The 14,154-nt window shown below is 60.4% G+C and carries 13 protein-coding genes and 2 pseudogenes; 6 read left to right on the top strand and 9 right to left on the bottom strand.

Features of this window, described 5'->3' with window-relative positions:
* The 4 genes and pseudogenes from OR16_RS31485 to OR16_RS31470 form a co-directional block, all read left to right on the top strand.
* Positions 1 to 641, top strand: a pseudogene (locus tag OR16_RS31485) ((2Fe-2S)-binding protein); the annotation flags it as partial.
* 11 nt (positions 642 to 652) lie between these two features.
* Positions 653 to 1,480, top strand: coding sequence for an SDR family NAD(P)-dependent oxidoreductase (locus OR16_RS31480; protein ID WP_050983162.1), 828 nt, complete (start codon positions 653 to 655; stop codon positions 1,478 to 1,480).
* Between the two features lie 5 nt (positions 1,481 to 1,485).
* Entirely contained in the window at positions 1,486 to 2,430 is a 945-nt protein-coding gene (locus OR16_RS31475; protein ID WP_063709620.1) for an alpha/beta hydrolase, read from the top strand.
* An 80-nt stretch (positions 2,431 to 2,510) separates the two neighbouring features.
* Entirely contained in the window at positions 2,511 to 3,218 is a 708-nt protein-coding gene (locus OR16_RS31470) for an enoyl-CoA hydratase/isomerase family protein (protein ID WP_006162705.1), read from the top strand.
* A gap of 109 nt (positions 3,219 to 3,327) precedes the next feature.
* Here the strand turns inward: OR16_RS31470 and OR16_RS31465 are convergent, their stop codons facing one another.
* The 6 genes and pseudogenes from OR16_RS31465 to OR16_RS31440 form a co-directional block, all read right to left on the bottom strand.
* The gene (locus OR16_RS31465; RefSeq protein WP_006162704.1) at positions 3,328 to 3,507 is read right to left on the bottom strand and encodes a hypothetical protein; all 180 of its coding nucleotides are present in this window, start codon (positions 3,505 to 3,507) and stop codon (positions 3,328 to 3,330) included.
* Between the two features lie 45 nt (positions 3,508 to 3,552).
* On the bottom strand, positions 3,553 to 4,083 hold the full coding sequence (locus OR16_RS31460) for a carboxymuconolactone decarboxylase family protein (RefSeq protein WP_006162703.1): 531 nt from the start codon (positions 4,081 to 4,083) through the stop codon (positions 3,553 to 3,555).
* 39 nt (positions 4,084 to 4,122) lie between these two features.
* Positions 4,123 to 5,028, bottom strand: a complete 906-nt coding sequence (locus OR16_RS31455) for an NmrA/HSCARG family protein (RefSeq protein WP_006162702.1) — start codon at positions 5,026 to 5,028, stop codon at positions 4,123 to 4,125.
* 40 nt (positions 5,029 to 5,068) lie between these two features.
* Positions 5,069 to 5,674: an FMN-dependent NADH-azoreductase gene (locus OR16_RS31450; RefSeq protein ID WP_006162701.1), complete on the bottom strand. Its 606-nt coding sequence runs from the start codon at positions 5,672 to 5,674 to the stop codon at positions 5,069 to 5,071.
* 21 nt (positions 5,675 to 5,695) lie between these two features.
* The gene (locus tag OR16_RS31445; RefSeq protein WP_006162700.1) at positions 5,696 to 6,292 is read right to left on the bottom strand and encodes a YceI family protein; all 597 of its coding nucleotides are present in this window, start codon (positions 6,290 to 6,292) and stop codon (positions 5,696 to 5,698) included.
* A 68-nt stretch (positions 6,293 to 6,360) separates the two neighbouring features.
* Positions 6,361 to 6,597 (bottom strand): annotated as a pseudogene (locus OR16_RS31440) (YceI family protein); the annotation flags it as partial.
* Between the two features lie 129 nt (positions 6,598 to 6,726).
* Here OR16_RS31440 and OR16_RS31435 point away from each other — a divergent pair.
* The gene (locus OR16_RS31435) at positions 6,727 to 7,650 is read left to right on the top strand and encodes a LysR family transcriptional regulator (protein ID WP_006162698.1); all 924 of its coding nucleotides are present in this window, start codon (positions 6,727 to 6,729) and stop codon (positions 7,648 to 7,650) included.
* A 373-nt stretch (positions 7,651 to 8,023) separates the two neighbouring features.
* On the opposite strand, the gene OR16_RS31430 is transcribed toward OR16_RS31435, so the two are convergent.
* Together OR16_RS31430 and OR16_RS31425 are read right to left on the bottom strand one after the other, a co-directional pair.
* On the bottom strand, positions 8,024 to 8,935 hold the full coding sequence (locus OR16_RS31430; RefSeq protein WP_006162697.1) for a hydroxymethylglutaryl-CoA lyase: 912 nt from the start codon (positions 8,933 to 8,935) through the stop codon (positions 8,024 to 8,026).
* A gap of 175 nt (positions 8,936 to 9,110) precedes the next feature.
* Complete coding sequence (locus OR16_RS31425) at positions 9,111 to 10,847, bottom strand: AMP-binding protein (RefSeq protein WP_006162696.1); 1,737 nt, start codon at positions 10,845 to 10,847, stop codon at positions 9,111 to 9,113.
* A gap of 311 nt (positions 10,848 to 11,158) precedes the next feature.
* On the opposite strand from OR16_RS31425, the gene OR16_RS31420 reads away from it, so the two are divergent.
* Positions 11,159 to 11,845, top strand: coding sequence for a MarR family winged helix-turn-helix transcriptional regulator (locus OR16_RS31420; protein ID WP_081488927.1), 687 nt, complete (start codon positions 11,159 to 11,161; stop codon positions 11,843 to 11,845).
* Positions 11,846 to 12,154: 309 nt separating this feature from the next.
* Here OR16_RS31420 and OR16_RS31415 read toward each other — a convergent pair whose 3' ends face one another.
* On the bottom strand, positions 12,155 to 13,909 hold the full coding sequence (locus tag OR16_RS31415; RefSeq protein ID WP_006162694.1) for an FAD-dependent oxidoreductase: 1,755 nt from the start codon (positions 13,907 to 13,909) through the stop codon (positions 12,155 to 12,157).
* Between the last annotated feature and the right edge of the window lie 245 nt (positions 13,910 to 14,154).

Genomic DNA, 14,154 nt, shown 5'->3' with positions numbered 1-14,154 from the left:
TCGTCTCCAACGACCTGGAGCCCGCGCTTAAGATCGAGGACACGGCATTCGGCTTCCACTATGTGGCACTGCGCAAGACCAATACGCCGCGGACCCTGAACGCTCGCGTGGTGCCATTCATCGTCCCGTATGGGCGCATCATTCCTGCGCCGGCATTCCAGTTCACTGTCCTTGAAGTCCCGGAAGACGATACGCATACGAGCACCTTCCTCGTAGTACACGGGAATGAGCCAGTGAATGAAGACAGGATTATCGAACTGCTTGGCCTCGACAACCCACAATACTACAACCGGCAGACTTGCACGTTCACGGCCAGCTGGGCGGACGCTTTCGGCCAAGACCGCGCGCGCATGAAGGAAAACTGGACTGGATTGCGCGGCGTAGAGGTGGAGGACGCCACAATCGGTCTTTCCCAGGGGCCGCTTTATGACCGCTCGCGCGAGCACCTGGTGCCGGCCGACCAGGCTGTGACGCGGGTCCGACGCGTGCTGCTGGAGTCGGTCAAGCGTGCCATGGAGAACGAACCGCTCCGTGCGGTCGGCCTGGACTTGCGAGGTGTGAGCGCTTGCGACACACAACTTGAAGAGGGCGCGGCATGGCAAGACCTGCTGCCATCCCATCGTGAGACACCGGTAGCCTGAAGAGAGCAATCATGACAGACCAAAGCGTTAGCAAAAACACTCCCGATTACCTGTCCCTTCTGCGGTTGGATGGGCGTGGCTTCGTCGTACTTGGAGCTGGGCAAGGTATTGGCGAGCAGACCGTACACGCTCTCGCACAAGCCGGTGCGCGCGTTCTATGCGTCGACCAGGATGAAGGGCTTGCCCGAAACATCGCTGAAGCCGTCGGAGGCATCCCATGTGTAGCTGATGCCACCAAGCGAGCCGACGTACAACGTGTCTTTGACACGGCGCGCAAGCACTTCGGCCGCGTACACGGAGTCGTCGACATCATCGGAGTCGCAGGCATCAAGCCTTTCTCGGCGGTAGATGATGAATCCTGGGACCGACAGTTCGACATTGTCGTGCGCCACGCGTATCTGGCCATCCAGATCGGTGGCGAGATGATGAAAGCCGACGGCGGGGGCAGCTTCGCGTTCGTCGGCTCCCTGGCTGGCAATCGTGCGATCCCGAATGAAACGGCCTATGCAACCTCAAAAGCGGCGTTGCATCACCTGGTAAGGTGCGCCGGTGCTGAGTACGCCCCCTACAACGTACGCATCAACGCCGTGTCGCCGGGATTCGTTCGGACGCCAAGGCTGAACCAGCGCCTTAGCGAAGCGGCCTGGGCTGCCATCAACGAAGTGATTCCGCTGGGACGGCCCGCAACGCCGGCGGAGATCGCGGGCCCGCTCCTGTTCCTGGCTTCCGATCTAAGTGCCCATATGGCTGGTGAGATCATCGAAGTCGATGGTGGCGTTGGCGTCATGGCCAAATTTCCCAAAGTGACGTTCGGCCCCTCAGAAACCCCGACTCCCTGAGCACGATGACATCTTCTCCCCAAGATCAGATCCATCCGTTGCTGCGACCCATCGCCCTGGCTGCCGCGACCCAGCCGAGCATGGCGCAGATGAGCGTTCAGGAGACGCGTGCCGACATGGCCGCGCGCACAGCAGCGCGTGTGCCTGGTCCGAATATCGACAACGTCTTCGATCTGGCGGTTCCCGGGCCTCATGGCGAGATCCCCTTGCGCATCTACCAGCCGGACGGTGCCGCCGGCGTGACGATGGCCTTCCACGGCGGCGGATGGCTGATGGGAAACCTCGACAGTTTCGACGCTGTGTGCCGAAACCTGGCCAAGGACTCCGGGCTGGCTGTGGTTAGTGTTGACTACCGACTTGCTCCGGAACATCCGTTCCCCGCAGCGCTAGACGATGCCTGGGCGGCGACCTGCTGGGTCGCCAGGCACGGCCGCCAGCACGGACTTCAAACCGCGCGGATGACGGTGTTTGGCGAATCGGCGGGCGGCAACCTTGCCGCAGTCGTCTGCCTGCTTGCTCGGGACCACGCAGGCCCTCCGCTACTCGCGCAAGCGCTTGTCTATCCCGCTACGGACGCGCGTCAGGAGGCTGACTCCTTGTCCAGATACGCAGAAGGATTTATGCAACGCAAGGACGACGTGGCGCATGCGTTCCGCACATACGCGCTCAATCATGGCGTGCCTCCGTCTGCGTGGAAGCTATCGCCATTGCTTGCCGCCAGCCATGCCGGTCTGCCGCCGGCCATCGTGATCACCGCCGAATGCGATGCCGTACGCGACGATGGGGAAGCCTATGCCATGAAGCTGGCTGAAGCGGGCGTTGCTGCGAATTGCGTACGGTACCAGGGCATGTTGCACACGTTCTACAGCATGCGCGGCAAGCTTGAAGCGGCAGCACTGGCTCAGCGCCAAGTGGCCGACATGTTGCGCACCGCAGTAGAAAACGGTTAGCCATGTCGGCCAAGCGCCTGCAGGATTTCTAGTCGTGAGCTTCGACGCAAAGAAGCATCCATTTCTTATGAGGAGACCGTATGAAAACCATCCGTTTTGAGCAGCACGAATCCATTGGGCACATCGTCCTGGCAAATCCACCATCGAATCTGATCGCGACGAATTTCTCGGACTGCCTGCGAGACGCGGTTCATGAGGCAAGCGAAACCGCCATTCGCGCACTGTTGATCCGCGCCGAAGGGCCGAACGCGTACCGATCCATCGAAGCGCTGCAAATCCCGACCATTGCAGCAGTGCGCGGTGCGGCGTTTGGCGGCGCTTTCGAACTAGCGTTAGCTTGCGACTTCATTGTCGCTGCGGAGAATGCCACCTTCAGATGTATCGAGGCGTCCGTGGGCTCTGCACCCGTCGCCGGCGCTGTACAGCGATTGGCTGAGCGAGCCGGTCGGGCCATGGCGGCACGTTATGCGATGCTCAGTGAGTCGATGTCGGGAGCCCAGGCGGGCCAACTCGGCGTTGCCGCTTTTGTGGTACCCGAGAATGACGTCGAGAACTTCGCATTGGATCTCGCGCGTCGACTCGGCACCGGCCCTACCCGCTCCTACGCCGCAATTCGCGCGTTGCTTAAGGCCTGGTCGGCAGGTGGCGTGCCGGGAGCAGACTCACTGCTTCTCGACATCACCATGGGCCTTCACACCACGGAGGATGCCAGGATGGGGCGCACCGCACGCGCGGAAGCTTTCAAGCGGGGGGCAGAGCCGGCTCCCGTCACTTTTATCGGCCGCTGAGCGTCTGAGCGGGCTATGGAACGGGTAGATCCCGTTCCGACCCGGGCGTGTCTGGCTTTGTAGCGTTATGAAGTCGCCTCCTTGGGAAATTCCGCTAAAAAGCAGACAGTTACGGAATCGCCTCTTGCGCATCGACGAGATCGGGAAATACGAACGGCTTAATCATCTTGCCGACGTCGGAGGGGCTGACCATGCGAACGACCGGCCCGTGCGCGTAGCCGCGCGTGCGGAAGATTACGTTACGGCCGACACCGGCGAGCGGGGTGGGCGGCGTTTGGACGGCTTTCATGGGACGCTCCCCAGGTATTTGACTTGCCATAGATGAGGTACCTGGTCAGATGTCTGTCTCAGTTTGCGCGTAATTGAGGAAGTATCCCGTGAACATCGTCAGCCCCAGGAACGCGAATGCCTCAGTCAGTTGCTCATCGCTCCAGCCGGCTTGTTGAGCGGCTTTCCATGTGGCGTCGGTGACGTTTCCCGCATTGGCAGCCGCTTCCCTGGCCATGCGGGTCAGCGCGTCGATCTTGGCGTCATTCGTCGCTGCGCCTGTCCGCAGGGCGGCGATCTGTGCTTCGGTCCAGCCGTTCATGCTGGCGAATCGGCTGCCGATACCAATCATGTAGTGGTTCCCGACCGTGGCCGCGGTTGCGAGATTTAGCGCCCAGCTCACCTTCGGGTCCAAGGTACCGTACTCGGCGGTCACGGCGCGCAGCGATGTGTACGCCGCCAGCACCGCCGGAGAATGCGCCATCTGGGCATGCAGGTTCAGAGGACGTCCCGTAGGCGAGGACTGGGCAATTGTTTCCAGAAGCGGGCGCGACGCATCGGGGGCGTCCTCGACTGTGTGGGTAGGAATCCGGCTCATCGGTATTCGCTCGTTCGTGTTTTGATAGGTGCACTTCGTTCAAGTGGCTGCAGGGATCGCGAAGTTCGCGTTGGCCCACGCGGCAAACTTCGTCGGCTGCTGGCCGGCGACTTTGTTGGCGAGCGTGATCGCGTCGCGCGAATCCGAGCCGAGATACGTGTACGCTTCGAAGTAGGCGAGCATCGCCGCGATACCGTCGGCATGCGGAAACCAGCTGGCAAAGACCTCGCGCGGGACTTGCTTGAACGAGAGCGTGTTTCCTTGTTGATTCAGGGTGGAGATAATCTCATTGAAGCTCAGGAGATCGCCGACCAGCGCCAAATGTTCGCCGCGCCCCGCGAGTTCCGGGTGCGAGAACGCGCCGGCCACGAGACGGCCGAGTTCACTGATGTCGCCCATATGGATGACGCGCCGCTTCGGATCAAGTGGCAGCGCCCAACCCACGGTGCCATCCGGTAGTTTCTGCGGAGCCATTAGGCCAATCAGGTTTTGGTAATAGAACGGCGCGATCACGAACGTGTGGTACGCAAATTCGGCTTCGCTCACGATGGGCTCGATTTTCGCCTTGGCCGTGAAGTGCGGGACATTGATCGTGCCGCCGCTGATCGTCTCCACATTGGGAAGCGTCGACCAGATGAAGTGCTGTACGCCGGCGTCTTTCGCCGCGTTGACGGCCGCGAGCGCCTGCTTGGGCTCGTCTGCTTGTGCTTCCCAGGAATTGGTCACCAGGAACACGCCGTGTGCTCCGGCAAATGCGGCTTTCAGCGTTTCCGGACGATTGAAATCCGCGAGAACAACTTCGTCACCCAGCTTCGGATGCTTGGCCGGATTGCGCGTCAACGCGCGCACTTTGAATTGACCGCTCGCCCGCAGCGCGCGCACAACCGCGCCGCCTTGCTGACCGGTTGCGCCCACGACGGCGATGCGCTTCTGGGTGTTCGACATGGTTGTTCTCCAGGGAGTATGTTGTCAGGGTGTTGCTACCTCACGCAGCGAATGCGGCGGTCTCTTGCTTCGCCGAGGCGATGGCCCCGCTGCGTGCCTCCGGACCCATCGCCACACCTTCCGCGCGAATGAAGGTGATATCCGTGATGCCCAGAAAGCCGAAGGCCGCCTTCAGATAGGTTTCCTGATGATCGAAGACGGCGGCGGGCGAGCCTTCGCTGTAAACGCCGCCGCGCGACGAGGCAATGACCAGCTTCTTGCCGGCGCACAGTCCGATGGGGCCGTGCTCCCCGTAGCGGAACGTCTTCCCGGCGATGGAGATGCGGTCGATCCAGGCCTTCAGTTGAGAAGGCACGCCAAAGTTGTACATCGGCGCGCCGATGACCACGATATCGGCTGCCAGGAACCCCTCGAGCGCGACCTGTCCCATGGCAACGTCGGCCTTCAGTGCATGGTCGACCGGGGTGCTTTGCGCGGCCGCGAGGTGTGCGGCGGTCAGATGGCCGATCGGTGTGGCGGCAAGGTCGAGACGCGTGACCGCAAGGTCGGGATGGCGGCGCCGCAAGGTCGCGACGACATCCGCAGACAGATCACGGCTGACGGAGCCTGGCCCGAGGATGCTGGAATCTACGTGTAACAGTTTCATGAGACTTATCTCCGAACGGAATTACTGCTTGAGAGCTTCGGCCGAGATGAGCAGCGTGGTCTTCATACTGAAGCCATATGCCTTGCCAAAGTCGACACCGAAGTCGCTGCGATCGAATTCGCCCACCGCGTCGACTCCGCACACCTCACGCTTTAGCATCGGATGCGGCATGCACTTGAACGCGTCGATTTTCAGCGTCAGCGGCTTGGTCAGCGTCAGCGGCTTGGTCACGCCGTGCATCGTCAGATTGCCGACGACAGAGGCCGGCTTGTCGCCCTTGAACTTGATCGTGCCCTTGTAGGTCGCCGCCGGGAACTTGGAAGCGTCGAAGAACTGATCCGACTGCAGGCTCTGGTCGAGCTTCGTGCTACCCGTGTGGACCGACGCAATGTCAGTCGTCACTTGAACGGTGCCGGTCTTCGCCGTGCGATCGAGCGTCACCGTGCCCTGCGACTTGTCGAACTTGCCACGCCAGACCGATAGGCCGCCGATGTGGTCGGCCCCAAAACTCGGGTACGTGTGCTCCGGATCAAGCTGGTACGTCGATAGGTCTGCGAATGCCGAAAAAGACAGTGAGGCGGCGAGTGCGCCAGCCGCAATCGTCAGATGCGTCTTCAAATCAATCTCCTTGAATCGTAAAGTTGCCGCACCCCTGCGCGATATCGGGTGATGCAACGCCGCCGTGCTTACTTCGTGGCAACGAGATGAAACGTGATCTGCACGTCGTCGGCGACGACCGACGTGTCCTTCCACTCGCCTGTGCCGACGTTGAACAACGAGCGCTTGATCGGCAGCACACCGTCGAACGCCTGCGTCGCGCCACTCTGCGTGACGGTAACGGGTACGGTCAGCGCCTGCGTTTTTCCCTTGATCGTCAGCTCTCCGGTCACGTTGTACTTGTTGCCGCCCGCGGGCTCGATCGCGAGCTGCCTTGCCCTGCCGGCGGTCTGGAAACGGCTGCCTGCTGCGTGACACCACAAGTATGTAGACTAAATTCATCTCACACTAGATGGTAAAATAGGATTTGATTAATCCATTTATGGAGAAATATCATGCTTGATCTGAATGATCTGGCGATGTTCGTCCAGGTCGTCCGTGCCGGCAGCTTTTCCGAGGCGGCACGGCGTCTGCACATGCCGGCGAATACGCTGAGCCGACGCATCGATCAACTCGAAGGGCAACTCGGCACACGTCTTCTGCATCGCTCGACTCGCAAACTCGCGCCGAGCACGGAAGGTCAGGCGCTGTTCGAACGCTATGCGCCGGCGCTTGACCAGATCCTCGAGATCGGGCGACTCCATGCAGATGGGGGGGTACCGTCGGGCTCGGTTCGCGTCGCCGCGATGGCCGGCCTGTTCGAGTTCTTCCGCATGGAATGGTTGGTCGAGTTCTACGCGCGCTATCCACACATCAGCATCGACTTTCTGCTCAACGATACGCCGTCCGATCTGATCGCCGAGCGCATTGATCTTGCCTTGCGCATGGGTATCGAGACCCGTAGCGGCCTTAAGGTACGTCGGCTGGCGCCGAGTGCAATGATCCTCGCGGCGAGTCCGGCCTATCTGGAGCGGCGCGCTGCACCACGCGCGCTGCGTGAACTGACCGAACACGCCTGCCTGACGATTTCGAATCGCGAAGGTCGCAACACGTGGCGTCTGCAGGGTCCACGCGGCAGTCAGGAAGTGCCGATCAACAGCCTGTTCGCGGTCAACGACATGCGAGTGCTGGCGCAGGCTTGTATCGCTGGACTGGGTATTGCGCTGTTGCCGCAGTTGATCGTTGAACCGATCATCGCGCAAGGGAAACTGGTACGCGTGCTGCCGACCTATCGGCGCGCCAGCACCGGCTTCGGCCTGCAACTCGTCTACACCAGCCGCCCGCCGGTGCCGCCCGCAGTCGCGGTCTTCGCCGAATTTCTTTTGGAGAAACTGGGCGAAGCGATGACAAACCCCTCACAGAATCTTGCCAGCCGATAGGCTCATCACCTTAACAAGATTCTTTGCCGGAACGGCGCTGGTCGTCGCGTGGCAGTTTCGCAGAGCGAGGAAGGTTCCCTGCGTTAATAGGACCGCTTGTGTACGTGAGCGTCGTTTTCAGTACGCCTGCATCGACCAGTCTGATTCTGACCAGAAGATCGCGCGGGCCGGGCTCTGGCCTGCGAAGTTCCATGTCGGTCAAGACCTCAAGTCCACCCTTGACGCGGTATCCAACAGTCTTCATAACCTGCTCCGATTCCATACCTGAGTACCGAAAACTACTGTATGCGGCGACCTATGCGCATGTCTGCTCGACCTGAAGACTCTGCCGGCAAGGCGACACCACACGCAAGGCCGGCGCCGCACATGCCGCCTAGTTCGGACCAGACGCCCACTTCGTGAGCAGGGCCTTGCCAACGCGCGAGTTGTTGGAGCGGCCGATTGCCTGCGAAATAAGATCTCCGGCACGCACCACGTCATCCAGATCGATGCCGGTGTAGAGACCCATGCCGTGCAGCATGTACAGTACGTCCTCGGTCGCCACGTTGCCCGTAGCGCCCTTGGCATAGGGGCAGCCGCCAAGGCCCGCCACCGACGCATGGAAGATGCCGACGCCGACCTCCAGGCTGGCCAGGATGTTCGGCAGCGCTTGGCCATAGGTGTCGTGAAAATGGCCCGACAAGCGCTCGATCGGGAACTCGGCCGCGGCGGCACGCATCACTTCCTGCACCTTGACGGGTGTACCGACACCGATCGTATCGGCGATGTCGATCTCGTCGCAGCCGAGTTCGCGCATGCGGCGCACCACGTCCGCCACCGAGTGAACCGGTACCTCACCTTGATATGGGCAGCCGAGCGAGCATGAAATGCTGCCGCGCAGCCGCAAGCCGGCCTCTTTTGCCGCGGCGGCCACGGGCTCGAAGCGTGCGATGGATTCGGCGATCGCGCAGTTGATGTTCCTCTGCGAGAACGCCTCGCTGGCCGCGCCGAAGATCACGACTTCCTCGGCACCGGCAGCCACGGCAGCTTCGAAGCCCTTCATGTTCGGCGTCAGCACCGAATATTGCGTGCCCGGGCGCCGGGTGATGCGTGCCATCACGTCGGCGCCATCGGCCATTTGTGGCACCCACTTTGGCGACACGAACGAAGCAGCTTCGATATTGACGAAGCCCGCGTCGGACAGCCTGTTGATCAGCGCGGCCTTGACGTCGGTCGATACCAGCGTCTTTTCGTTCTGCAGTCCGTCACGCGGACCGACCTCGACAATCTTCACATTGCGGGGCATGTCAATATCCTGGTATTGCACTTGATGTGTGCCGTGGATCTCGGCAACGCGTGAGCTAACGCGCGATTGCCCGCGGGGCTATGCAGCATCGCGTATCCCCACCCGAATCAAGCTTCGACCCGGCCGGGCGGCTCGTCATGATGCTGTTCTTCTGCAATGCGTGGCCGACCCGAAGTCAAGTGGACTTACCCTCGCTGAGATTGAGTTCGCGGGTCATACTCTCGCGCATGACGAACTTCTGCACCTTGCCGGTGATCGTCATCGGCATTTCATTGACAAAACGGATATAGCGCGGGATCTTGTAATGGGCGATCTGGTCCCGACAGAAGTCGCAGATCTCCTCCTCAGTGGCGCCCTGCCCCTGCTTGAGTACGACCCATGCGCAAATCTCCTCGCCATACTTGGGATCGGGCACGCCGAATACCTGCACCGACTGCACCTTCGGATGGCGGAACAGGAATTCCTCGACCTCACGAGGGTAGACGTTCTCCCCGCCGCGGATCAGCATATCCTTGACCCGGCCGACGATATTGCAATATCCCTCGGTATCGATCGTGGCCAGGTCACCAGTGTGCATCCAGCCGTCGCGGATCGATTCGCGTGTGCGTGTTTCATCGTCCCAATAGCCGAGCATGACCGAGTAGCCGCGTGTACACAACTCGCCTGTGGCGCCGACCGGTACGATCTGACCGTCCGTGTCAACCACCTTGCACTCCAGATGCGGCTGCACCCGTCCTACTGTTGCGACTCGCTTGTCGAGCGGATCATCCGTGGCGCTCTGAAAAGAGACCGGGCTTGTTTCGGTCATGCCGTAGGCAATGGTGATTTCCGTCATATGCATGTCGGCCACCACCCGCTTCATGACTTCGATCGGGCAGGGAGCGCCCGCCATGATGCCGGTGCGCAGGCTGGAGAAATCGTAAGTCGCGAAGGCCGGGTGATCAAGCTGAGCGATGAACATTGTCGGCACACCGTGAAGGGCGGTGCAACGCTCTTCGCTGACGGCGGCCATTGTCGCCACCGGGTCAAACGCCTCGCCCGGGAAAATCATGCAGGCACCGGTGATGGTGCACACCAGCACAGACATCACCATGCCAAAGCAATGGTATAGCGGCACCGGTATGCATAGCCTGTCCTGCTCCTGCAGATTCATGGCCATGCTTACGAAGCGTGCATTATTGATGATGTTCCGGTGCGTCAGGGTGGCACCCTTTGGCGCACCGGTCGTGCCGCTTGTGAACTGGATATTGATGGGATCGTGCGGATCGAGTTTTTCCGAAATGGCGTCGAGCTCGCTAACTTCCACGCCGACCCCGCGCGCATTCACGTCCCGATAGGTCAGCATTCCGGGCGTTGGAACATCCTCCATGCGGATTACCCAGCGTAGTGTCAGGAGCCTCGCCGCCTGCAACGCGCCTGGCTCGCAATGTTGGAGTTCGGGGGCCAGTGTTTGCAGCATCTCCAGGTAACGCGAAGTCTTGAAAGATTCAGGTGCGATGATCGCCTTACAGCGCACCTTATTGAGCGCGTACTCCAACTCGGCCAGCCGATAGGCCGGATTGATATTGACCAGTACCAAGCCAAGGCGGGCCGTGGCGAACTGTGTCACCGTCCACTCAAAGCGATTAGGCGACCAGATACCGATACGGTCGCCCCGGCGCAGGCCGAGGGTGTGAAGACCGGCGGCCAGGGCATTCACTGCGTCGGAGAACTCGTGCCAGTTCCAGCGAATGCCCTGTTCGCGGAAGACGACTGCGGGACGCTCGCCATGACGCTTGATCGTTTCCGCCAGCAGCGCCGGTATGGTCCATTCGCTAAGTGGCGAGGTAGTGTCTCCCTTCACATAGGACAGCCCGTTAGCGGGCAAGGTCTCGTGAATCTCGTGCCGGGCCGTCCCGGGCTGCATCGTCATACCAGTCTCCAGAGTGCTGCGGGCGAGCTCCCTGCCCAACCCTTAACCACATTGGCTTTTATTTTATACATTCGTAAAGTAAAGTGCCAGCAAATGTTCAGTGCTGGAGCCAGCTTGTTCGCACCGAGTTGCTTCGAGACAGCTCGGCTCGAAGGCGCTGATGAGAGCAGCTTGTGATTTGGACAACAAGGATTGACCGGAACGCAGCAAGTCGACTGGCACGGCTGGGAAATTACGTACAATGGAGCACGCCGTGCTTGGGGCAACAAGCGGCGGCAACTAAACTTCGTTCTTCCAAGGAAGTAAAATCGATGAGCGCCGCCGTCGCGAAGCAACCTACACCCATCCGAAAGCGTAAGAAGCCGACGTCAACTACGTCGCCGGAATCGAATCGAAAGCCACGCTTGCCTGGCAGCAGTCACATTGAACTCATTACGCTGCAGTGGCAGCATGAGCGAAACGATCTCGATCTATCAAACTTCCTACTCGCGATCTATTTCATGCGGCTGGGAACGCTCGTCGAGCGAACCTTCGATCGGATGTGTCAGCGCTTATGGGGCATCAGCGGGTCCGACATGCGCGTGTTGCTAGCACTGCGCCGGGGAGGCCCCCCCTATGCAAAGCGTCCCACGGACCTGTATCGCGCTCTTATCGTGACCTCTGGGGCAATCACCAAGAAGATTGACAGGCTTGCTAGTCACGGTATGGTAGAGCGCATGATCGATCCCGGCCACGCTGGTGGATTCATCGTTCATCTTACAAAGAAGGGGCTCGATACAGTCGAGCAAGCGGTAGTGAAGCTTGCTAAAGAGTCGTCAATCGCACCGGCAATGGCGCGCTTCTCTGAGGATGAACGTGCTGCCGGTAACGAGTTCTGCCTTCGGACGCTGGCATTGATGGAAGAATTGGTCCTTCCAGATCTCGAAGACGAAGCTGAAAGCGGGTCATCGGGCTCTGGATCCAAGGCAGCGGCTCGGCGGCCCCCTCGGAGTCGCTAAGGGCACGGTAGGCGCCAGACAGGCATATCCATGTAGCGAGTCGGGTCAATGCTCGGGCGTCGCTTCTTATTGTCGTCCTGGGCTGCGCTTGCCGCGGCTACGCCGCGTTCCAATTCGTGTGCTTGTCGAGAGGCAAAAAAAAGCCCTCGGGGAAAGGGCTCCAATTCGCGACGGAGACACCGCGATTCCTGCATGCTAGTGCTAGTGCTAGTCTGGACTGACCGACCTCATGAAACACGATTACCTGAAGCCGCACCATTCAGGAAGAGCTTCAGCTATTGTCAGCCTTTGTTTGGCTGTCTTCGGCCGCTATCTCGAAAGCACGCCAAGCATGACCTGGAGAAGCTCTGCGATGGGGTCTGCTGGCAAAGCAACGCTGCGCCAGGCGACGTGATGATCGGGGCGCGTCAATACGCAGCCACTGTCACCTACTTCGCGGGCACGTGCCCAATCGCCGGTGTGGTCTGCGTACTGCCGGCGCGGACCAATAATGCGTACATCGATCTGTACGCCCAGCTTCTTGCTCACCTCCGAGGCGGCCTCCACCCATGCCTCACCTCCCACACCAGTGAGAATGACGAAACGGCCGTGGCCAGTCAGGTCCAGCGTTGAGTGCTGCCGACCCCGCGCGTCAAACACCCACGCATGTGGTAGCCGCGCACCCGGGTATGTCGTCGACTGGTAATACAGCTCCGGGTCGCGTTCGAAGGCCGGATTGGTACTCCCGTCAGTCGCCACTGCGCTCGACTGGTACCGCTGGTTCATCTCGACCCCTTGGGCGTCCAGCTCATATCGCTTGAGCGCCAGGGCTTCGCGAATTGCCTCGCGTTGCTTTTCCGCAGCCTTGGTCGCCTGACTACGGGCGTGCATGTTGGACTGCATGGCTTGCGCGTCCGTAGACTCGGAGATGCCGAGCGCATCATAGAGCGGCGCAAATTCGGCGATCGACTGGTTTGCGCGCGTGACCACCTGCTTTGCAATCGGGGCGCGCTCCGTCGAATAGCTCTCCAGAAGCGCTTCTCCCGCATGCCCCTTGATCACTGCCGCAAGTTTCCACGCAAGATTGAATGCGTCCTGAATCGAGGTATTGGACCCGAGTCCGCCGGACGGTGGGTGCCGGTGGGCGGCATCGCCCATGCAGAACACGCGCCCGTCGTGCATGCGGGTCGCATACATATTGTTCACCGTCCACGTACTAGTGCCCAGCAACTCGATCTCGAGATCCGGCTTTCCTACCAACTGGCGCGCGATCGCGGTGGCCCTTGCCTCGTCGACTACCGGGGTCGGCTCGGCGATGTCATAGCCCCAGACGATCAACCATTCGTTCCAGGGTCTGACCATGCGAATCAGGCCCATTCCGATTCCGCCCACTTCCGCGCCCGGCTGCATGATCGGATACAGAACGGCGGGTCGGTGCGCGACAAACTCGGACAAATCGGCTCGGAACCAGATATTCATGGACCCTCGCACACCCATCTGCCCCTCGAATGGCAGACCAGCGTTCTTTGCGACACTGGAATTCCCTCCGTCCGCGCCGACCAGGTACTTTGAACGGACCGTGAATTCCTCACCGGTCAACTTGTCTCGGCATTGCGTAACAACACCGTCGTCGGTCTGTGTATGGCTCAGGTACTCCGTACTCATCCGCGCCTGCGTACCGCGAGCGCAAGCCGTCTTGAACAGAAGCGGCTCCATGAAAGTCTGTGGAAGATCGTTCATCTTCGTGGGACTCGACAGCCTGCGCTCTGCCCGGGAACGTGGATGTGCGCCCCAACTCGGCACGCGACCAATCTCCTCCCCGACGAGACTCTCACAGAATACCGTTCCTCCCATCAGATCTTCATCGGTTGCGTGCAGGTACGCTTCCTGTTCCACGTCCTTTCCAAGATCGCGGAGAACCTCCATCGTGCGTAGGTTTGTGATATGCGCGCGAGGCGTGTTGGCCAACCACCGATAGTTGTTGATGACCATGTTCTCGATACCATAGGTCGAGAGTAGTGCGGCACAGGCGGAACCAGCGGGCCCCGTTCCAATGATAAGCACATCTGTTTTTACTTCAGGCATACCTCATCTCCTACTATATAAGTATATAAGTGCCGTCACTCTCATTCATCTTGGTGCAGCGACATGGATGACTCATGCGGCAGTCGGGGCCGGTGCGCTGTATGCGCATCAAGGGCCCGTGGACTCAAGTTCATCCGTGAAAAAAAGCAGCACATGCGAAGGAGTCCCACTGTCTCATGTGCTGCGCCGAACAAATTGGTAGCGCTTCTTGTTCGCCGTGAATGCGACGGGTTACCGCGCGTTCC

Source organism: Cupriavidus basilensis OR16 (assembly GCF_000243095.1).
In the GTDB taxonomy this organism is placed as follows: domain Bacteria; phylum Pseudomonadota; class Gammaproteobacteria; order Burkholderiales; family Burkholderiaceae; genus Cupriavidus; species Cupriavidus basilensis_D.
Note: the sequence above shows the minus strand (reverse complement) of the source record. Positions and strands in the feature narration are given on the sequence as shown.